The sequence below is a fragment of the Aquabacterium sp. CECT 9606 genome, assembly GCF_918741295.1.
Classification (GTDB): Bacteria; Pseudomonadota; Gammaproteobacteria; order Burkholderiales; family Burkholderiaceae_C; genus Aquabacterium.
On sequence record NZ_CAKKNB010000004.1, the window covers coordinates 538048 to 558791 of the forward strand.

General features: G+C 53.2%; 15 protein-coding genes. All 15 read right to left on the bottom strand.

Annotated features, from left to right (window positions below):
• Positions 1–323: 323 nt before the first annotated feature.
• The 15 genes from LQ232_RS19745 to LQ232_RS19810 all read right to left on the bottom strand — a co-directional run bounded on the left by LQ232_RS19745 (position 324) and on the right by LQ232_RS19810 (position 20742).
• The gene (locus LQ232_RS19745; protein ID WP_230182096.1) at positions 324–935 is read right to left on the bottom strand and encodes a hypothetical protein; all 612 of its coding nucleotides are present in this window, start codon (positions 933–935) and stop codon (positions 324–326) included.
• Positions 936–3057: 2122 nt separating this feature from the next.
• A complete protein-coding gene (locus tag LQ232_RS19750; RefSeq protein ID WP_230182097.1) occupies positions 3058–3645 on the bottom strand; it encodes a hypothetical protein in 588 nt (195 codons plus the stop codon).
• 127 nt (positions 3646–3772) lie between these two features.
• Positions 3773–4324 (bottom strand): metal-dependent hydrolase, encoded by a 552-nt coding sequence (locus tag LQ232_RS23710; RefSeq protein ID WP_371820326.1) that lies wholly within the window; start codon positions 4322–4324, stop codon positions 3773–3775.
• A 168-nt stretch (positions 4325–4492) separates the two neighbouring features.
• Positions 4493–4981 carry a hypothetical protein gene (locus LQ232_RS19755; RefSeq protein WP_230182098.1) on the bottom strand — a complete coding sequence of 163 codons (489 nt, stop codon included), beginning with the start codon at positions 4979–4981 and terminating at the stop codon, positions 4493–4495.
• Positions 4982–5777: 796 nt separating this feature from the next.
• A complete protein-coding gene (locus LQ232_RS19760; RefSeq protein WP_230182099.1) occupies positions 5778–6068 on the bottom strand; it encodes a ferredoxin in 291 nt (96 codons plus the stop codon).
• Between the two features lie 640 nt (positions 6069–6708).
• Positions 6709–7530 (bottom strand): hypothetical protein, encoded by an 822-nt coding sequence (locus tag LQ232_RS19765; RefSeq protein ID WP_230182100.1) that lies wholly within the window; start codon positions 7528–7530, stop codon positions 6709–6711.
• Between the two features lie 140 nt (positions 7531–7670).
• Positions 7671–8501 (bottom strand): hypothetical protein, encoded by an 831-nt coding sequence (locus tag LQ232_RS19770; protein ID WP_230182101.1) that lies wholly within the window; start codon positions 8499–8501, stop codon positions 7671–7673.
• Between the two features lie 1324 nt (positions 8502–9825).
• Positions 9826–10191, bottom strand: coding sequence for a hypothetical protein (locus LQ232_RS19775; protein WP_230182102.1), 366 nt, complete (start codon positions 10189–10191; stop codon positions 9826–9828).
• 140 nt (positions 10192–10331) lie between these two features.
• The gene (locus LQ232_RS19780) at positions 10332–11000 is read right to left on the bottom strand and encodes a carboxypeptidase-like regulatory domain-containing protein (protein WP_230182103.1); all 669 of its coding nucleotides are present in this window, start codon (positions 10998–11000) and stop codon (positions 10332–10334) included.
• A gap of 2130 nt (positions 11001–13130) precedes the next feature.
• Positions 13131–13760: a hypothetical protein gene (locus LQ232_RS19785; RefSeq protein ID WP_230182104.1), complete on the bottom strand. Its 630-nt coding sequence runs from the start codon at positions 13758–13760 to the stop codon at positions 13131–13133.
• A gap of 134 nt (positions 13761–13894) precedes the next feature.
• Complete coding sequence (locus LQ232_RS19790) at positions 13895–14743, bottom strand: hypothetical protein (protein ID WP_230182105.1); 849 nt, start codon at positions 14741–14743, stop codon at positions 13895–13897.
• 1853 nt (positions 14744–16596) lie between these two features.
• Positions 16597–17079, bottom strand: coding sequence for a hypothetical protein (locus tag LQ232_RS19795; RefSeq protein ID WP_230182106.1), 483 nt, complete (start codon positions 17077–17079; stop codon positions 16597–16599).
• Between the two features lie 147 nt (positions 17080–17226).
• The gene (locus LQ232_RS19800) at positions 17227–17658 is read right to left on the bottom strand and encodes a hypothetical protein (RefSeq protein ID WP_230182107.1); all 432 of its coding nucleotides are present in this window, start codon (positions 17656–17658) and stop codon (positions 17227–17229) included.
• A gap of 258 nt (positions 17659–17916) precedes the next feature.
• Positions 17917–18249, bottom strand: a complete 333-nt coding sequence (locus tag LQ232_RS19805) for an MmcQ/YjbR family DNA-binding protein (RefSeq protein WP_230182108.1) — start codon at positions 18247–18249, stop codon at positions 17917–17919.
• 2142 nt (positions 18250–20391) lie between these two features.
• Positions 20392–20742 carry a hypothetical protein gene (locus tag LQ232_RS19810; protein ID WP_230182109.1) on the bottom strand — a complete coding sequence of 117 codons (351 nt, stop codon included), beginning with the start codon at positions 20740–20742 and terminating at the stop codon, positions 20392–20394.
• Positions 20743–20744 lie beyond the last annotated feature (2 nt).

A 20744-nucleotide genomic window follows, 5' to 3' on the forward strand; every position in this document is an offset into this window, starting at 1 on the left:
TAAAGCATGTTGGCGTGGTGAGCCCTCTTGCAGGTGGCGATACCCTAGCGCATTCAGGCGTCTTTGTGCCAAAGCGCTGTATAGCCACATCGTGAGGCACTGAACTTAGCCAACCCAGAGTGGTTGATCCAAAGAATGCGAGGGCCAGTACCGCCACGACTTGACCTGCAATCCAGAGTGTTCGTTGTAATGAGTGCATGTTGGATAGCTAAAAGCCTAACGCCCGAGTTAACAGGCGGATACCAGCGAAGCTGGTAGACGTCCTGTTGAACGACCAGTTAGGCCGCGGCACGAAGGCACAGCGTTGTAAGTGATATGTGAACTCATGTTCCCACCCAGCCCCACTTCACGGGTAATGTTGAATCGACATCGCTTTCAAGCAATACGCTGAAATCTTGCATGTCCACCGAAAGACCTTTGAGACCAGAGGCGCCACCTAAAAGGTGATGAGCTTCTTCTACCAAAGCAAGCATGAAATTCATTGCTTCAACACACTTGGAAATGACTTCACCTTCGCCTAGTTCTTCTACTACCCAAGTTCTTTCAACACCTGCTTGTTCGCCAACCTGCTCATGTTTGCCGCCTAGAAATAATTTACCCACAAACTCTGCTGTGAGTTCTAGAAGCCTACTCGTCTCGGCAAACGGTTCGATGTCGGCATTCATTGATAGCTTCATTCTGCGCCCTCTGAATAGGCCGCAAGCCACTTTGCTTTTTGAAGTGAGCGAGCTTTGCTTAACCACTATATTGCGAGCTTCCACGAAGCGGCGCAGAGCTGGCATGTTCCTCATTTCCTGTTGTTTTGTCTCGTACCAAGCCTTAAACCCATTCAATTCACTGGCTTCGCTTTGCAGCATAAAAGTGATATTTCGGAAAGACTGGATGAATGCATTTAGGTTGTGAAGGAACGGCTGAGGCAGGTGGTAGTTGATCAAGCATTGAATCAGAAAATATCGAGCTTCAGCGCACCTCTCATGCGTCGATGGAATGGGGCAATTTTCTTCAAATGGGGCCATGATGTTAGAGGCCTAACGCCACAGGTAAGCCGCACCGGAGCGCGAAGCGCGCAGGGAACCCACAAGTGAAACTTGTGGGTGTCGGCTTGACCGACACGTTAGGCTGGGGCGAGAAGCAACCGCCTGTGAGAAAAAGCAAGCCTTGCTTTGCTGGCAGATGTTTGACCTTGGCATGCCAAAACTCCCTTGGATTGATTGCAATTCTGCCTGATGCCAAAGCACCTGGCCAACCGGCGAATACTCGCAGACCGCCGACAGGCGGGCCGGTTCACTAAAACTTGTGGCCTGCTGCCTGCCAAGTTCGCCGCAGAGCTGGCAAACGCCAGGCAGTGATGGCCAAAGGCCATGACTGCGGGATGCCAAGTGCTGTGGCTTGCCACGGCATCACAGTGCACTGGCCGCCGAAGGACGGGCAGCCACAAGGCGATGGCGTATGGCACTTTGGCGCCGCACGGTGGTGAGCAGGCTGCCAAAGGACAGACAGCCAGATGAAAACTTGCCCAGCCACCAAGTCGTGACCCGCGAAGCCTGTTGATCTGTGCCTAGAAATGCGCGCAACGCTTGAGTACAAAAGGAAAGCAGCGCTGGCCACGACTAAACGTTGAAAGTATCAATGGCCAGACTTCGCCACATTGCTGATTGAAGGCAACCAAAAGCCTAACGCCTAAGTTAACGGGCGCCCGCGTGGCGACGGCGAAGCGATGCAGGGTATCAGCGTCCCTGTTGAACGCCAAGTTAGGCTGGGGCGAGAAGGACCAGCGGATGATCCGCAACGAGCAGTGCCTTGCTGACTAGCATTTGACCTGTGCACGCCAAAACTCCCTTTGTGTGACTGGATGGAATTGTGCCTGACGGGCGTAGAACTGTGAACCAGCGGCGCGGATTTATGCTCGTTGAATCATCGATGGCTTTGAAATGCGCATGAGAACCGGTGCGGGCCGAGATGATGCGCTGACTGCCGAAGGACAGAAAGCCAGCCGCCGATGGCGTGTGGCACTTTGGCGCCGCACGATGGTGAGCAGGCTGCCGAAGGGCAGACAGCCAGATGGAGACTTGCTCCGCTGCCCGGCTGCGAACTGCTTCGCTTGTTAGCGCCGGACCTGGCCAGAATGCGCAATGCATGAGAGGCAAAGAAAGCAGCGCCGAAAGACGAGCAAGCGATTGAAGCTTCATGGCCCAAGACCTTGCCAGGAAGAAAAGGCAAGAGAACCGAAAGCCTAACGCCACAGGTAAGCCGCACCGGAGCGCGAAGCGCGCAGGGAACCCACAAGTGAAGCTTGTGGGTGTCGGCTTGACCGACACGTTAGGCTGGGGCGAGAAGGAACAGCTGCTGAGGACAAGCCGACCTTGCTTTGCTGATAGATGTTTGACCTTGCCACGCCTGGGCCCCCTTGGCTTGAATTACAGAGATTCTGCCTGATGCCCGTGCGCCTAGCCAACCGGCGAATACTCGCAGACCGCCGACAGGCGGGCCGGTTCACTAAAACTTGTGGCCTGCTGCTTGCAAAGCCCGCCGCAAAGCTTGAAAAGCGCCAGGCAGTGATGGCCTTTGGTCATGACTGCGGGATGCCATGTGCGGTGGCTTGCCACGGCACCACAGTGCACTGGCCGCCTCAGGACGGACAGCCACCAGGCGATGGCGTATGGCACTTTGGTGCTGCACGGTGGTGAGCAGGCTGCCGAAGGACAGACAGCCAGATTGAAACTTGCCAAGCCACCAAGTCGTGACCTGCGAAGCCTGTTGATCTGTGCCTAGAAATGCGCGCAACGCTTGAGTACAAAAAGAAAGCAGCGCTGGCCACGACTAAACGGTGAAAGAATCAATGGTCAGACTTCGCCACATTGCTGATTGAAGGCAGCCAAAAGCCTAACGCCCGCGGTAAGCCGCGCCGGAGTGCGAAGCACGGAGGGCACCCACAAGCGGAGCTTGTGGGCGTCGGCTTGACCAACCTGTTAGGCTGGGGAGCGAAGGCAGGGTAGAGCAAGTTCACTCCTGATGCGTTAGGGTCGAGTGTTCACAAAAGTCGGCCAAGCGCCCAGCCTACTGGGCAGTGGTCTTGGCACGGCGACGGGCGACAAGAAAAATACCGAATATGAACGGCAACCCAACAGTGACTACGCTGATGCCAGCGATCGAAAGCGACATGCCCAATGACTCAAGGCGATGGGTGCGGTGCCATTCGTTGCCTGGCAAAGACCAGATGAACAAAGAAAGGGCAGCCCAGACGGCACCGATGGAAACCGCCATGGTGCTGTACTGGAGGCAATTCTTGCGGACTAACCAAGCCGATGCGGGAACCGCCAGAAGACCCAGGATTGGCAGCGCGATAGTCAGTAACAAAATCGAGAAATACAGCGACCAACTCGGGACAATTGTCCATCTCTGAGACTCAACGAGGCCTCCGGCTGCTACTCGCGAGGTGAACTCAATATAGGACCAAGTAAAAGTAGCTAGGACGAGACCAAGTCCCGCAAATGAATAGCCAGCGGCGAGCGGAGCGAATCCCGCAGGCCTGAACCGTCGGCCGAGCACCAGCCGCCAAATTGCGAACGGCGCTGCAATAGCAAACGCGATAGCGATGAGCCCGGCGGGGCGTGTCATCCAGTAAACGAGCCAGTCGGGAGCCATTTATGAAGCCTAACGCCACAGGTAAGCCGCACCGGAGCGCGAAGCGCGCAGGGAACCCACAAGTGAAACTTGTGGGTGTCGGCTTGACCGAAAAGTTAGGCTGGTGACAGGTGCGCTGAAGGAAGAACTATGCATTGCGGTGCCCATTAGTGCGGTCGTAGATGAGGCGAGCTACCAGGAGAGTGACACCGCCCAGTAGGCAGGGTAACCATACCCAAAGAAGCTCTGACACGAGCACTTCGACGCCCTTCGGCCCGAATACGCGGCGAAGACTCAGTGGTGAGGCTTCAATGACTTGCCATGGAAGAAAAAAGCGTTCATTTGAAGCAGGCCACCATAGGGCTACGCCGTGCCCTCCGTTTGTGAGCATGTCGAGGACACCGTGAGACGCCGCTGAAAAAGCAACGAACACGAACGCCAGGCCTCGGGTTGCACGTAAATGAGGCGCCGCCAGGGTAGCGATAAGCCCCATAAGCACAGCAAGAGCGAGAGAGTGCGATGCGCCGCGATGGCCGAAGGAGTCAGCGTAAGGGATGCCGAAGCGAAAGGCCAAAACGTCTAGGTCTGGCAGAACGGATACAAGGAGACCGACTGTGAGCAGGCGAGGAGAAACGGCCTGCTTACCTAAACCCAGGCGGAATGCAATGGGCGCAGCTATATGGGAGAAAACAGTTGGCATGGTGGGAAAGCCTAACGCCCGCGGTAAGCCGCGCCGGAGTGCGAAGCACGGAGGGTACCTGCAAGCGAAGCTTGTGGGCGTCGGCTTGACCAACCAGTTAGGCTACGGCACGAAGGCACGATGTTGACCTTGCCAATTGATAACTGGTTGGTTTTCATTACTGGTTTTTTAAGTAGAGCCGGTCTTTTCAACGTGGCTTGCCGTGGCTTGAGCGAAAAAATTGCGGGCTTTTAAGCTAAATCCATATGCATAGAACCAATACAAAATTGCTAGCAACTGCAATGCGCCCCCCAGAAGTTCGCCAAGCTCGCCCGTTGCAGGATCGCTGCACTTGAAGAATGGCTCAGATTTCGATTTGTTTAAAAATTGTATGTTGAATATAAATGCGTACAGTAGCGCAATGAAAAGCAAGCCGAGCCATCTTGTTATTGGTTCTGGCTTTGCTTTGAATAGTTTTACTAGCGTGAATGCTAATGCCGCTAGTGCGAGCCATTGGCTCAAATTGATGAGAAGGATCGGAATGCCATTGTTGGCCCAAAACTGTATGAGCCCGGCAGTGGTCCTTACTGCGCCCACAGTGAGCAAACAGGTAATGAGTGCCCCCATTAGCTGGAAAACAATGACTGCCTTGGGTCGCTGGGCGTTCTCTTGCTGCATTGTGTTGCGTTCGAATTGTCAATGTGGTGCTGCGTAAGCTAGAGAAGCCTAACGTCCGCGTTAACGGGCGGCTGCCAGCGAAGCTGGTAGACGTCCTGTTGAACAACCAGTTAGGCCGCGGCGCGAAGGCACGATGTTGCAGTTCAAAGAGGTGCCATGCATTAGCTTGAACTCCGAGAGCGGTAGGCCACAAGGTAACTGCAATAGTAGGCGGGCGCAAGGAAAGCTACGACGACGATTGCCACCACTAACCAAATTGCATGCGCCATGTTGAAGTCTTGAGGGATGGTGGCGTCCATTGCTAACCCTACCGCAAGGTCAATGCAACTTAGCCAAAAGATTGCAGGCCAATACTTGATAAGTCCCTGCGGGTGCCATCTCAGCGCGACGATGAGGACGGCAATGCACAGTGACAGCGCTGACAGAGATGTAAGGATTGCCAGGATGCCTGGGTAATGCAGATCAGAGCTATCAAAGGCCGCGTATTGGCCTATGACGCCGACCGCTGCTGCGTATACCGTAGAGATGATCTGAACAACGAGCTTCAAGATTCTATGAGGCCTAACGCCCGAGGTAAGGGGCGCCCGCATGGCCTTGCCGAAGCGAGCAATGATGTAGGCGTCCCATTGACCGAAAAGTTAGGCTGGGGCGAGAAGGAACAGCTGATGAGAACAAGCGGAGTTTGCCTTGATGGTGAATGATGCATGGACTGTGCATACTCCAACTGTGGATGATTGGCTGTTGCATGAGGATGCGCGCTAGATTGTTTGGTGTGACGATGTCGCTAGTCGCCATTTCAGGTTTTACGCTGACAGGCTATAAAATCTTTGACGATTTCGCTGTCTCCGTCGACCACTTCCCCAGTTTCTAGTTTTAGCTTTATTGCAGACACCGGGCATATTGCTGCAGCCCAAAAAAGACCCTCACTTTCGTTGCGTAGTAATTGAATATCAACGTCAGGCTTGATATGAACCGATACAGCGCCCTCGCGCTCCTCGAATACGCTAGGCACTTCATGAACGCAAAAGTAGTGAGCCAAACATACATCGGCGTCAACCCAGACTTTTATAACGGTGTGCTGTTTCATAGAGCCTAACGCTACAGGTAAGCCGCACCGGAGTGCGAAGCACACAGGGAACCTACAAGCGAAGCTTGCAGGTGTCGGCTTGACCGAAAAGTTAGGCTGGGGCGCGAAGGCACAGTGTTGCGCTTTTTAGTTGAAGTTAGGCTGGTGGCAAACGCGAATTCTTTTTCCGTTGCCATGTTGATCCAGCCATAAACCAAAAAACTGGAATTGCGAAGAATGATTGAAACCAGTAAGTCATGTTGCCGTCGCCTCGTGACTTGCATAGATGTAAGGCATCAATGCACAGTCCATGCAGGAGAACTTGGGCAACCGTGAGACCAACTCCGAGGCCAATGGATGCGAGGAAAGCAGCCCCCCAATATGATGTTTGATTTGATTTTGCAGCATTTGATCCAAGTACTTTCGCTACCACAATGCCTATTAGAGGAACCACGGCTGCGATAAAGGGTGAGAGTTCCATCGAAAGTCCTGGCCTTTTAGGGTTGAAGAAGACTGTATTAAAAGATGAAATCGGTATAAGTCTGGCTAAATTGAGTAGCTTCCAAAGCTTGGCTTAAAAGAGCCAAAAGCCTAACGCCTAAGTTAACGGGCGGCAATGCGGAGCATTGACGTCCCTGTTGAACGACAAGTTAGGCCTTTGCTATGCGCCATCAGGTGGCTTGTTGACAGGGATTCCTGATTTGATGGCAAGTTGTTCGATGGCTTCAGCGCATGCCAAGCCGAACCGCCAAAGGGTGAAGATGGTGCTGAATGTTTCATAGGGTGTTAGTGAGATAGCCTCACCGAGGTTAAAGACTCGTTCGTGCTGAACAATGTGCATTTCGAGCATTGCCTCCTCGTTCAGGCCCTGGCCCGGCTCGGTAAGGATGAGCTGTGCGCCAGTTTCCAGCCCGCGTAGAACCACCTTGCTTGTGACCCATTTTGCAACTAGACGATCGCCATCGTTGGTATCAAGCGCTGTGACTTTGCCTAGGCGATGCACAAGACAAGTTCTGACTTTGTTTAACGAGAGAACATGCTCGGCAAAGCTTGGTTGAATGCCATATTTACTTTCAAGCTCAGTTAACTTTGCAGGAAAATGAAGCTTGTGATGTTTGTGTGGGGCGATCCTGGTGACGTTATTCCAGATCTCATCGCTGATGACTCCTTTGCCTACTATTTGGATTGCATTGCAGAAGGAAAGGCACCGCCCCAGGAATTGATCCGTAGCTTCAATTGAGTCTCGCAAGAAACTGTTGTTGAGCCACTCCAGTGCCTTCTCGCGTGCCTCCTCATGCGGAAGCTCTGCTCCATGTGCCGGGCTAAAGTTGTGAAAGCCTTGCGGTTCAGCCTCTTCGGCTGTTACGCGTTGCGCTCCTGCTATGAGTAAGGTGACGATGTCCAGTTGATGCTGAATTGCTCTAAGGAAGTGGCCTCGTGAACTCACGAAGTCTAGGTGGATGACGGTCTTGGCTTCGCTCATGTCTGAAGGCCTAACGCCCGCGGTAAGCCGCACCGGAGCGCGTAGCGCGGAGGGAACCAACAAGCGAAGCTTGTTGGTGTCGGCTTGACCAACCAGTTAGGCCGGTACGCGAAGGCACAGCGTTGCCTTGGTATATGAATTCATGCAATTTTTGATTCCATTGATTGAAGGAAATGATTCAGCCTTTCAGTCATGCGGTCGAGTTGCCTTTGCATTTCTTCCTCGACTTCGGATAGATCACCGATAAGCGAGAGGTCGCGACGGATCTCAACCATCAGCTTCATTTGTTGTGGTGCTATTTCGCGCACGCGTGAAAAAAGGTGGCGCATGAAGGCAATGTTGCCTTTGTTGAAGGAGTTCCAACCCGCAGACCGACTTGCCGCAAACGTGGATGCTTGTTCTTGGCTGAACGCAAAACTACGTTGAAGCGCATCAAATGCCTGTTGATCGGACTTCCCGGTCTCGTTGTGTTGAGTCATCGCTGAAAGAATTCGCTGCACGTCGTTGTTTGCTTTGATGTACAGATCGTCGGCGATCTTGATGTCTGACTTTGCTTCGCCCAAGACCATCAGGTGGTGCATGAGCTCGAAGAAAAGCTCGCCATAGGTTGCAGACAGTTGCATGGCTAGAAGAGTTGTTCTTGGCTCTGCCACTAGTTGCAGCCGTGCCGATGCAGTTTGAAAGCCGACGAATCCTTCTCCGAGGTTACCTTGGGCTAAGTCTTGCTGAGGCAAAGATGCAAGAAAGGCGTTGAGCTTGACTAGTTCTTCAGTGGCCTTCAGGTAAACCTCGCGACGCAAGCTTAGCGTGCGCTCTTTGACCTTCTCTTCACGATCATGAGTGAGTTGTGTTTTTAAGCGTGTTGTGTTGCTGCGGTTTGAGATCAGTACGCCGCTAAGGGTAAGGACCGAAGCGATGATTCCTGACCAGATAACGTCAGGAACGTTGTGGAGTAGCTGTGCGATACACATAAAAGCCTAACGCCACAGGTAAGCCGCACCGGAGCGCGAAGCGCGCAGGGAACCTACAAGCGAAGCTTGTAGGTGTCGGCTTGACCGACACGTTAGGCTGGGGCGAGAAGGAACGGCGGATGAGCTAAAACGCGCCGTGCTTTGCTGACTAGCATTTGACCTTTGCACGCCAAAACTCCCTTGTGTGACTAGATGAAATTGTGCCTGACGCGCCCCAAGCTGGGAATACGCCTGTGGAATGTGAGCCGTGGAAATGCTACCGACCTTGATATTTGAATACGAACTGTGAACCACCGCATGTGGATGCAGGCCGGTTGGCGACGGCATGAGCAGCCTTGGTGAACTGATGGGAGTTGTGCTGACTGCCGAAGGACAGGAGGCCGCCACGGCGATGGCGTGTGGCACTTAGGCGCCGCACCCTGGTGAGCAGGCTGCCGAAGGGCAGACAGCGCGATTGAGATTGGCCAGACCACCACGTTGCAAACCGCTCAGCCAATTAGCGCTGTGCCTTGCAAGACGCGCAACGCTAAATCACCAAAGAAAGCAGCGCCGATAGGCGATCAAGCGGTGGAAGCATCAATGGCCAGGGCCAGGCCAGATTGCTGATTGAAGGCAACCAAAAGCCTAACGCCCGAGGTAAGCCGCACCGGAGTGCGAAGCACGAAGGGAACCAACAAGCGAAGCTTGTTGGTGTCGGCTTGACCAAAAAGTTAGGCTGGGGCGCGGAGTGGAAGATGGGTGAAGCGGCCTTGGCCAGAAGTTGATGCGCATTTTTTTTTCTTATCTGGCGGACGGATGACTTTGAGCGCGACACAAGGCGACGGTTTGCTCGTACTTTGGGAAAAAAGTACTCGGTTCGCAGATGCTGCCTGGCGGCATGATTTTGCAAAGCCCGACAATGATGAAATCGGTGACTGTGTTCGTGCACATTGGGTAGGGATGTGTCGCTGCTGAGTCTGTCAGCGCTCCCCATTTTTCCAGGAAGTCCTTCATTCGTTCCGATGCACCCACAAAGTAGATTCTGTCTTTGTTGCGCACAGCAACTTCCATGGCTGGTGCTTCGCTATCAATGAACGCAAGTGCGGCCTGAGGATAAGGACTCAAGCTTGGCTGGCAAAAAGCATTTGCGCTTACGAGAACTGCGAGATATGCAAAATGACGCATAAAAGCCTAACGCCCGCGGTAAGCCGCACCGGAGTGCGAAGCACGAAGGGAACCAACAAGCGAAGCTTGTTGGTGTCGGCTTGACCAACCAGTTAGGCCGCGGCGCGGAGGCACCGTTTTGTACTTGCTGAATAGAGGCAAATTCGCGAAAGATGCTTGGTTATGAGGGGACACGAAAATGCTCCTTCATTCGCAGCGCAACGAACCAAAATGTAAATGCTACAAGCAGCCCGTGAAATGCGAACAACAACAGACCAAGTAGCATTGTCGGTGCTTGAAGATCTGCGCCGGTGAAGAAGACGCCAACAAAAGCACCTCCAAGGAAACCAGCAATCAGAAGGTTTGAAAGCGTGGCTTTTTTGTTGCGCTCCAATAGCAGCAATGTTGGTAGACCTATTGCCAGTGAAAGCGGATATGCAAACACCAAAGCAAAGACGAGCGCTCCCCAGTTTTTCATGAGAAGTCCCTGCAATATGCCGGACGCTAGTGGAGCGACTAGCACGCCTTTGACGATGTTCTTCCGCATGCTCACGAGGCCTAACGCCCGAGTTAACAGGCGGCTGCCAGCGAAGCTGGTAGACGTCCTGTTGAACGACCAGTTAGGCTGGGGCGCGAAGTTACGATGTGGTACTTCCTATGTGAACTCATGCTGCTGTGCTTGAGCACTCAATTATTCACTTCGCAATACGCGAGGACTTCTGGGTACTTGACGACATTCCCAAAATTGGTACTTAGGTGCTTGGCCTGCTCATTAGCCGGGATTGCCTCCCACAGCTGCTTCAGGCGTTGGCAGTAATTCCGTTGCACCCATTTGATCTCTTGGGGTGATTTTGCGATCTGGATTGATGTGAAGAATGGGACATTAACCGAGGTGTAATCGGACTCTGGCATGGGCCCGATCGGCGAGATGCGCTTTGCATTTGAGGTATTCAATAGACCTTCGAGGCGGAGTCGGTTTACCTCAGTTTCGCGTACCAGCCAGATGTGGCGAGGGATGCTAGGGCTCAAATGGAAGCCTCCAGTGAGGTTTGCATCTGGTATTTCGGCGCTCGTGTAACCTTTCTTCGTGGCGTTTACGAGCACATGACCACAGTCCCAGGTGTCTTCAAACTTAAATGAAAATATCCCAGCTTGATCGGTCAAAGAGAAGGCTTCTCTGCTAGTTTCAAACCCGTGCAAGCCTTTAGCGTTTCGACATTCAAGCCTAACCTGCGCGCCAGCGATCGGTTCATTGGATACCACATCGAGTAAGGTTCCATGAGCATTGATGTTCTGGAAGTTGATGCAGGATAGGGGAAGCAGAATGAGCAGTGCAGCGGACAGGCCGAGCTTCATTCGCAATTTTGTGAAAGTAAACAATCGCGCTTCTCTCATGGAGGACATTAAAAGCCTAACGCCCGAGGTAAGCCGCACCGGAGTGCGTAGCACGGAGGGTACCCACAAGCGTAGCTTGTGGGTGTCGGATTGACCGAACAGTTAGGCTGGGGCGCGAAGTGGAAGAGGGTTTGAGCCCGCTTGCCCGCGCCGTGAATTTGATTGCAAACCGCATAGCCGCCCCCTGAATTGACTGCCGACCATTGTGCCGCCACTTTGTTGCTATGCAACGGATCGAGATGGTTTGAAGCTTCAACGTTACGTTGGAAAACGCCAGGCAGTGATGGCCTTTGGCCATGACTGCGGGATGCCATGTGCTGTGGCTTGCCACGGCACCACGGTGCACTGGCCGCCGCAGGACGGACAGCCACAAGGCGATGGCGTGTGGCACTTTGGCGCCGCACCTTGGTGAGCAGGCGGCCGAAGGGCAGACAGCCAGATTGAACTGGCCACGCCACCAAGTTGTGGCCGCGAAGCCTATTAAATCTGTGCCTTGAGAAACGCGCTACGCCAGAGGACCAGAGAAAGCCACGCTGACAGAAGAATAAGCGGGAAGCATCAACGGCAGGACTCCAACTCTGACTCATACACTTCGGCTTCGTATAAGCAGTCATCACCCAGCTCAGGGAAGTAGACAAGCACCATCGGTAATCCTTCTGAGTCGGTGAATCCTTGGTCCAAAACGACCGCATCGCCTGTCCGTGGAGAACGACCATTCGGCGAAAAAATTCTGTAGCGGCTTTCAGGTATGTCTACAAGGAGTCTCGCACGAGGGTTGGCGCTGATATTCATATGCAAATCCTCATGAATAGCAAAGGCATGTGTTTGCGAAAAGCCTAACGCCTAAGTTAACAGGCGTCTGCCGGCGAAGCTGGCAGACGTCCTGTTGAACGACCAGTTAGGCTGATGATAGATGCGAGCTTGAATGAGGTGCGCGTAACCGCATAGTGCACTAGATTGCTTAGGAATGCGCTCAAGTAGTTTTGGGCCATGGCCGCCATGTATTGCTTAAAAGGTAGGTGCCAATAAGTGTGCCGATTGGAAAACCGATGAGCATGATGCAAGCGATAACAATAGAGGCAATTCTGCCTCCAGGCTTCCCTTGTTTGCATGACTGAGCTGTGAAGTGATGTGCAGCAAAGAGCAGAGCAAAGAAAATAGCTCCTGGCGCCATCTCAAGTGCGTGCCTATCGCCTTTTAACAGGACGAAAACAATGACTGCAGCGAGTCCGCCGCTAATGGCTCCATATAGCCAAGAAATGGCTCTATGCGTCCTGAATACCTTTGTTTGTGAATCCATCATGTATGGGTAGAGGAAGTTGCTATTGAGAGGAGTCGTTGTGTGAAAGCACGAGAAGCCTAACGCCCGCGGTAAGGGGCGCCCGCGTGGCAGTGCCGAAGCGAGCAATGGAGCAAGCGTCCCATTGACCGACCAGTTAGGCTGGTGAAATATGCATGTTTTCGCAAGACAAAACTCCGATGGCTAAGCAGACCAATTGGCTGCGCATAGCTCAAACTCACCAGCCTCGGTGAGGCGCATTTCGTATGAACTGAAGGCGGTACCGAGAAATCGAAGCAAATTGGCAACCGCCTCTCGCTGCTCTGGATTACAGTATTTTAGGAAAGGGAGTTCCTTTCCATCGTGGGATAGGTGAATGTGCAAAGTGTCCCCGTACCACCCGTAGTTGTATGTCGGCTCCGCAAGAGCTAGACGAGCTAGAGCTGGCATGTAGTAGGCCATGCCTTCAGGAGAGCAAGAGCTAATTGGCTGCCAGCCAATATCTCCAACGTCTTCAATTTTCAGTGTTTCCCGATTCCTGGCCCTTAGAAGCTCATCATGTTCAGAACACTCTTCGCAATGAAGATGATTCATGAAGTGCTCGGGCTTCGCCGAGCCCAGGAATGCAGCATCGATTGCCGCCAAGACTGCTTTGCCCGTCGTCATAAGCCTAACGCCAGAGGTAAGCCGCGCCGGAGCGCGAAGCGCGCAGGAAACCCACAAGTGAAACTTGTGGGCGTCGGCTTGACCGACCAGTTAGGCTGGGGCGCGTAGGCACGTATGAAATTACTCTGCGAGCTTCTTGGAATTATTCATGACTGAGAATACTTCCTTAAGAAAAGATTGACCCCATCCAACATAATCGATGCACGGGTCCGATCGCTAACCTCTTCCCATTCTCCATGTGCCGCATGATTACGAAGTCCGCCCCAGGCAATGATGTCTTTCATGTCTTGCTTTGTGATGAGTTCTTCCGCCAATAAAACTTGACCATAAGAGTCTATTGAGGGCTTCCTTTGGCCTAAGGATAAAGCGGAGCTTTCGATCCACGTGCGAAGAAATTCCTCCAGAGTTGCCCCAATGAGAACAATTGCGGCAGCTGGATGAACTGCCTTTGATCTCAAAAGATTGTGTGCTTGTTCCAGAAAATCTGAAACGACATCGAGTTGCGCTTGCCTTTGTGGTGAGACGGCGGTTGCCAAACCCGCGCGTAGGTAATCTCGATAGTTCTCCAACGACGAAGTAAGCATCGTGGCGTAATTTGACAGGCTTCCAGAAGCACTATTCGCCACTTGGAGAAACGAGCTTTTGGGTCCTGCGAACTGGCGCAAGAATTCGCACACCTGTGCTTTCGCACCCGCTAGCGTTCCAAAGTCGCCGCTTGCGTGTTTGACAACCGCTTGAAGACGCTCGATTTGCTTGTATAGAGAATCGTTATCCATAGTGATCACAAAAGCCTAACGCCCGAGTTAACAGGCGACTGCCAGCGAAGCTGGTAGACGTCCTGTTGAACGACCAGTTAGGCCGGTGCGCGTAGGCAGTACGGTGCGAGTTCTACGAAAGCCAGGGAGTTTGTTCATGAGTCAAGAGCCAGTTTTGCATTGACTTTGCCAGAAGCTGCTGCTGTAACTGCCTCTTGCCAATCCGTTGCAAATGAAGGGTCTGTTGGACTACCGTCAGGTAGTAGCGACATGGAGCCAAGAATGCCACCAAGTTCCTCGCACCCCATGGAGAAATGCTTTCCAAGAAATGCATACATGGCAAGATAGGCTTGCTCGGGAGTCAATGTCATAGCTCTTCCTTCATGGCTCAAAGCGGGAGGTATTTCTTGCTCATGCACCCAAAATCCTAACGCCCGAGGTAAGCCGCGCCGGAGCACGGAGTGCGGAGGGAACCTACAAGCGAAGCTTGTAGGTGTCGGCTTGACCGAAAAGTTAGGCTGGGGCGCGAAGTGGAAGAGGACTTGAGCCCGCTTGCCCGTGCCGGGAATTTGATTGCATAACGCATAGCCGCCCCTGAATTGACTGCGACCATTGTGACGCCAATTTTTTGCCATGCAACGGCCTGAGATGGCTTGAAGCTTCAACGTGACTTTGGAAAGCGCCAGGCAGTAATGGACTTTGGCCATGACTGCGGGATACCAAGTGCGGTGGCTTGCCACGGCACCACAGTGCACTGGCCGCCGCAGGATGGACAGCCGCAAGGTGATGGCGTGTGGCACTTTGGCGCCGCACCTTGGTGAGCAGGCTGCCGAAGGGCAGACAGCCAGATTGAACTGGCCATGCCACCAGTTGTGGCCCGCGAAGCCTGTTAAATCTGTGCCTTGTAAAGCGCGCAATGACCGACCAACAAAGGAAGCGGCGATCACAGACGCGCAAGCGGTTGAAGCATCAATGGCCAGACTTCGCCACATTGCTGACTTCATGCAACCAAGAGCCTAACGCCAAAGTTAACAGGCGGTTGCCAGCGGAGCTGGTAAACGTCCTGTTGAACGACCAGTTAGGCCGCTGCGCGAAGTGGAAGTGAGTCGGGGCACTTTCCGCCTGCTAATAATTTAATTGCGAGCTGCATAATGGCTTTCATGAACGGGTTTTCTGTTCAATTACTACCAGAGCTTCCACCACTGGCGCCTAAGAGGGATGGGTTTCCGAGGTAATGATTTTGTAGATGACTTGCTGCGAGAGTATTTGCAATTCGAAACGTCCAAACATAATTCAAGAGCTTCAGGTTCTGATTTCTGATGTTCGACTTCAATTTGCTTTCGCAGAGATTCTGCCAAAACTGGAAATTCTGGTTCAAGGCACGCCTCAACAAGGTTCCTCGGGGCTTCAAGAAACCATAAAGTTTCCCCGCTTGTTGAGTTCCTCCAGCCATAAATGCTGAAGTAGTAATCCTTGCCGTTAATCGTTGCGACAGCTCCTGACACAGGAAGACCATTTTTTGAATCACACCGAGTCAATCCTGGAGAAACGTACTTAATGCTGACTGTCACAACAAACCTTTTCAGCAAGAGGCCTAACGCCACAGGTAAGCCGCACCGGAGCGCGAAGCGCGCAGGGAACCCACAAGTGAAACTTGTGGGTGTCGGCTTGACCGACACGTTAGGCTGGGGCGAGAAGGAACAGCCTCTGAGAACAAGCTGACCTTGCTGTGCTGATAGATGCTTGACCTTGCCATGCCTGCGTCCCCTTGGCTTGAATTACAAAGATTCTGCCTGATACCCGCGCACCTGGCCAACCGGCAAATACTCGCAGACCGCCGATAGGCGGGCCGGTTCACTAAAACTTGTGGCCTGCTACCTGGCGTTTGCCGCAAAGGCTGGAAAGCGCCAGGCGGTGATGGCCTCTGGCCATGACCGCGGGATGCGGAGCGCGGTGGCTTGCCACGGCGCCACGGTGCACTGGCCGCCGTAGGACGGCCAGCCATAAGGCGATGGCGTGGGCACTTTGGCGCTGAACGGTGTTGAGCAGGCTGCCGAAGGGCAGACAGCCAGATTGAGACTTGCCATGCCGCCAAGTCGTAACCCGCGAAGCCTGTTAAATCTGTGCTTTGAAAGAAGCCCAGTGCCTGAGCTTCAAAGAACGAAATGCTGACAGATGGGATATTGCTTTGAGCCGTCAGCGGTTCAAGACCTTGCCAGGAAGGGAAGGTAAGACAACCGAGAGCCTAACGCCCGCGGTAAGCCGCACCGGAGCGCGTAGCGCGGAGGGAACCAACAAGCGAAGCTTGTTGGTGTCGGCTTGACCAACCAGTTAGGCTGGTGGCAGAAGCTTTGATGGTCAAACTGCTACTCCCTTGTGTTTATGTCTTGAAGCATTTTGATCCCTGAACTCGGCCACGCCAATATGCGAACCCCCTTGATAGCCAATTTCGGTTGGATATCGGATTCATTCTTTGTTCTGTGAAGAGTTGCGTAAATTCGTCTTGGCCGAAACGCATGATGTAAGCTTGAACGAGCCGAACCCTCGTTCTTCTTTGCATGGCTTTAGCCGGAGATGGATGAAGCAAACGTTCCCTTGCAGCAGCCCCCCGAATAATGCCTCTGAAGCTTTCGCGTTTGGAGAATGCAAGGCGCCATGGCTTGTGCCCAACATTCTTTGCTGGCAGGCCGTAGAACTTAGTTTTGCACTTCATACTATTCCAAAGAGAGCCTAACGCCCGATTTAACAGGCGGCTGCCAGCGAAGCTGGTAGACGTCCTGTTGAACAACCAGTTAGGCCGCTGCGCGAAGGCACGACTACACCTGCATTCCGAGCTTTGACCATTGAACGAAGGTGGCTACTTGTACGGGTCAATGCTGTGGCCCTTTTGCTCGCGGCGACTTAGCTCTTGATTTGCGATTTTCCTAATGGAATTCTGACTCCAATAGATGATGCCTGCAAAAGGGGCAATTATTGCTGTGAGAATTAGAAGAAACTTAACTGCAAACTCCATCGAGTTATTGCAGGCAGAGTAAATGAAGAAGCCGATTGGGAGCGCGCATAGAAAGTAGAAAAGTAGTCGCGTTTGATTTGCTTCTCGTAGTAGCTTTTCTGGGCCGCCCGCCTTGGCAATTTGGAAGGCTTCTTTGCTGAGCCCGCTCTCTTTTCTCTCGCGGCTTGCTTTAAAGGCTCCGTAGATGACTCCAACCAGGAGCAAAAGCTTTGTACCAACTTCTAAAAGGCCCAACATGCTTTTGTCATTGGCTGTCAATGCTAGTGCGATTACAAGGACCAAGGCCAATCCCGAGATCCATTTCGCTGCAGCTTTGATGTGTTTCATGCTTCGCCAGATATGCGTTGCCTGTTATGGACAAAAAAAGCCTAACGCCCGCGTTAACAGGCGGCTGCCAGCGAAGCTGGTAGACGTCCTGTTGAACAAAAAATTAGGCTGGTGCAAGAAGACATGATGCTTCACTGACTATCACGGCTATTTTCCGAAAGCCATTTCAGCGGGCAGGATCACGGCCGCTTCAGTGTGAAACTTGAATTCAGTAGTGACCCAATCGCCCGATTTGGTTTTGTAGGCCTGAAAACGACCAAAGACTACACCTTTTGCGTAATTGATTGAGAACACAATCATTTCAGCGCGCGGTGAAATAGTGTTTTGTCTAAGGATGTCGTAGCTCTCTGGCTTTCCATAGAAGTCTTCTATCTGCCGGAGACTGTTAGCTTGAGTGAGTGCCTGAGTGTTGCCTTCCATCCCGCTACCTTTTAACCATGTCTTTATGGCTACTTCGGGACCGTCAGTTAAATAGGTAGACAAGCCTCGCGCGACAAGAGCCTTGGCCTCCGACTCGGCGGCAAGCGAAGAAGAAACGTATGCAGAAAATACAAACAGTGCAAGAAAAAACTTTCGCATGATGAATCCTAATGGTTCAAGAACTTTTGTCTGTTTCGAGGCTACGCAAAGAGCCTAACGCCAAAGTTAACGGGCGGAAATGCGAAGCTTTGACGTCCCTGTTGAACGCAAAGTTAGGCTGCGGCGAGAAGGAACAGCCGCTGAGCACAGGCAAACCTTGCTTGGCTGCTGGATGCTTGAACTTGGCATGCTGAACTCCCGTTGCGTGATGTGCAGACATTCTGTTTCTGCTTGATGACATGTGCTGCAGGCCAAGGTTCATTTCCTTGGGCGAGTGACCGCTTTGGTGTATGACCAATCAATTAGTTCTAGAAGATAGTCCGTAGGGACAGCGCTAACGTCCACAATTGTGACCCAGTGAAATCTGGCCATGTAGCGGGCGGGCTTGATGCCAGGCACGTCAGTGAGCGTTAAGAAGTATTCAGGAGTTGTTCGGACGCTAAAGCGCCACTGCTCCGGCTCACTGGTCTTGAAATAGGCAAACTTCTTGCCGCCAGCGTAGTGGACGAGCACGTTGCTGGGTGGTCCATACGATTTTGAAGAAGCGCCGGGATACCGGCAGCAGTGCTCTTTGACAGCGGCAACATCCATTTTTCAAGCCTGAGCGGCCTAACGCCACAGGTAAGCCGCACCGGAGCGCGAAGCGCGCAGGGAACCCACAAGTGAAACTTGTGGGTGTCGGCTTGACCGACACGTTAGGCTGGGGCGAGAAGGAACAGCTGCTGAGGACAAGCCGACCTTGCTTTGCTGATAGATTTTTGACCTTGCCACGCCTGCGCCCCCTTGGCTTGAACTACAGAGATTCTGCCTGATGCCCGTGCGCCTAGCCAGCCGGCGAATACTCGTAGACCGCCGACAGGCGGGCCGGTTCACTAAAACTTGTGGCCTGCGGCCTGCCAAGTTCGCCGCAGAGCTGGCAAACGCTAGGCAGTGATGGCCAAAAGGCCATGACTGCGGGATGCCAAGTGCGGTGGCTTGCCACGGCACGACAGTGCACTGGCCGCCGAAGGACGGGCAGCCACAAGGCGATAGCGTATGGCAATTTGGCGCCGCACGGTGGTGAGCAGGCTGCCGAAGGACAGACAGCCAGATTGAAACTTGCCAAGCCACGAAGTCGTGACCCGCGAAGCCTGTTGATCTGGGCCTAGAAATGCGCGCAACGCTTGGGTACAAAGGGAAACAGCGCTGGCCAACGACTAAATGGTGAAAGCATCAATGGCCAGACTTCGCCACATTGCTGATTGAAGGCAACCAAAAACCTAACGCCCGCGGTAAGCCGCACCGGAGCGCGAAGCGCGCAGGGAACCCACAAGTGAAACTTGTGGGTGTCGGCTTGACCGACACGTTAGGCTGGGGCGAGAAGCAGCCGCCTGTGAGAACAAGCAAGCTTTGCCTTGCTGACAGATGCTTGACCTTGGCATGCCAAAACTCCCTTAGATTGATGTCAATTCTGCCTGATGCCCGCGCATCTGGCCAACCGGCGAATACTCGCAGACCGCCGACAGGCGGGCCGGTTCACTAAAACTTGTGGCCTGCTGCTTGCCAAATGCTGTGGCTTGCCACGACACCACCGTGCATTGACTGCCGAAGGACGGCCAGCCAGGGCGGGTTAGGTGAACAAGTGCGAGTGATTTCTGAGCCACTCAAATGCGGGCCTAGAAAGTAAAAAAGCCAGGCCGATCTGAATTGCTCCGGCAGCGACTGCTAGCCAGCAAAGCAACGGATCTTCAATGAGCCACATTCCGAAGCCAAAGATCAGGCTTGCAGAACCAAAGATGGCCATTAGCCTTCGATCTCGCTTTTGCTCTGGATACCGGTTCAGCAATTGATGTGCACCCGAAAGCCTAACGCCACAGGTAAGCCGCACCGGAGCGCGAAGCGCGCAGGGAACCCACAAGTGAAGCTTGTGGGTGTCGGCTTGACCGACACGTTAGGCTGGGGCGAGAAGGAACAGCTGCTGAGGACAAGCCGACCTTGCTTTGCTGATAGATGTTTGACCTTGCCACGCCTGGGCCCCCTTGGCTTGAATTACAGAGATTCTGCCTGATGCCCGTGCGCCTAGCCAACCGGCGAATACTCGCAGACCGCCGACAGGCGGGCCGGTTCACTAAAACTTGTGGCCTGCTGCTTGCAAAGCCCGCCGCAAAGCTTGAAAAGCGCCAGGCAGTGATGGCCTTTGGTCATGACTGCGGGATGCCATGTGCGGTGGCTTGCCACGGCACCACAGTGCACTGGCCGCCTCAGGACGGACAGCCACCAGGCGATGGCGTATGGCACTTTGGTGCTGCACGGTGGTGAGCAGGCTGCCGAAGGACAGACAGCCAGATTGAAACTTGCCAAGCCACCAAGTCGTGACCTGCGAAGCCTGTTGATCTGTGCCTAGAAATGCGCGCAACGCTTGAGTACAAAAAGAAAGCAGCGCTGGCCACGACTAAACGGTGAAAGAATCAATGGTCAGACTTCGCCACATTGCTGATTGAAGGCAGCCAAAAGCCTAACGCGACAGGTAAGCCGCGCCGGAGTGCGTAGCACGAAGGGAACCAACAAGCGGAGCTTGTGGGTGTCGGCTTGACCGAAAAGTTAGGCTGTGGCGCGAAGTGGAAGAGGGTTTGAGCCCGCTTGCCTTTGCCGCGAATTTGATTGCGAACCGCATAGCCGCCCCTTGGATTTGCTGCTGAACATTGTGCCGCGACTTTGCTGCCATGCAAGAGCCTGCAGTGGCTTGAAGAGGTGTTACCAAAATATCGATGAGGGGCGATGTCCATCAAATGAGTCCAAATCGTTTAAATTGATGTCTTTCTCATTCCATGGCCATGTAGTGCGGAAGTACTGCGCCATATTCCTGGCAGCTAAAATTCTCCAATGAATTAATTCATTTGAAACACTGTCATCCTTGAATATGCCAGGGAGCCTTGCCCGATAAGGAGCATGCCCTTTTTCAACAAGGAGTTGTGCCTCGTATTCGATGCTGAAAGTGAATTCTTGTCCGTTTTGCTCGTACTCGAAAATAGATCTGTCATCGCATCTATGCACTCCGTAGCTGATCTCTTTTACGTTATAGCCATCACTGGATGCAGTGTTCATTT

What these genes read in the sequence shown, in the direction of transcription:
- LQ232_RS19810 (WP_230182109.1), bottom strand. Translation starts at nt 20,742, where the DNA reads ATGAACACTGCATCCAGTGATGGCTATAACGTAAAAGAGATCAGCTAC.
- LQ232_RS19760 (WP_230182099.1), bottom strand. Translation starts at nt 6,068, where the DNA reads ATGAAACAGCACACCGTTATAAAAGTCTGGGTTGACGCCGATGTATGT.
- LQ232_RS19785 (WP_230182104.1), bottom strand. Translation starts at nt 13,760, where the DNA reads ATGGATAACGATTCTCTATACAAGCAAATCGAGCGTCTTCAAGCGGTT.
- LQ232_RS23710 (WP_371820326.1), bottom strand. Translation starts at nt 4,324, where the DNA reads ATGCCAACTGTTTTCTCCCATATAGCTGCGCCCATTGCATTCCGCCTG.
- LQ232_RS19780 (WP_230182103.1), bottom strand. Translation starts at nt 11,000, where the DNA reads ATGAAGCTCGGCCTGTCCGCTGCACTGCTCATTCTGCTTCCCCTATCC.
- LQ232_RS19800 (WP_230182107.1), bottom strand. Translation starts at nt 17,658, where the DNA reads ATGCGAAAGTTTTTTCTTGCACTGTTTGTATTTTCTGCATACGTTTCT.
- LQ232_RS19770 (WP_230182101.1), bottom strand. Translation starts at nt 8,501, where the DNA reads ATGTGTATCGCACAGCTACTCCACAACGTTCCTGACGTTATCTGGTCA.
- LQ232_RS19805 (WP_230182108.1), bottom strand. Translation starts at nt 18,249, where the DNA reads ATGGATGTTGCCGCTGTCAAAGAGCACTGCTGCCGGTATCCCGGCGCT.
- LQ232_RS19750 (WP_230182097.1), bottom strand. Translation starts at nt 3,645, where the DNA reads ATGGCTCCCGACTGGCTCGTTTACTGGATGACACGCCCCGCCGGGCTC.
- LQ232_RS19790 (WP_230182105.1), bottom strand. Translation starts at nt 14,743, where the DNA reads ATGAAGTCAGCAATGTGGCGAAGTCTGGCCATTGATGCTTCAACCGCT.
- LQ232_RS19755 (WP_230182098.1), bottom strand. Translation starts at nt 4,981, where the DNA reads ATGCAGCAAGAGAACGCCCAGCGACCCAAGGCAGTCATTGTTTTCCAG.
- LQ232_RS19775 (WP_230182102.1), bottom strand. Translation starts at nt 10,191, where the DNA reads ATGCGGAAGAACATCGTCAAAGGCGTGCTAGTCGCTCCACTAGCGTCC.
- LQ232_RS19765 (WP_230182100.1), bottom strand. Translation starts at nt 7,530, where the DNA reads ATGAGCGAAGCCAAGACCGTCATCCACCTAGACTTCGTGAGTTCACGA.
- LQ232_RS19795 (WP_230182106.1), bottom strand. Translation starts at nt 17,079, where the DNA reads ATGAAACACATCAAAGCTGCAGCGAAATGGATCTCGGGATTGGCCTTG.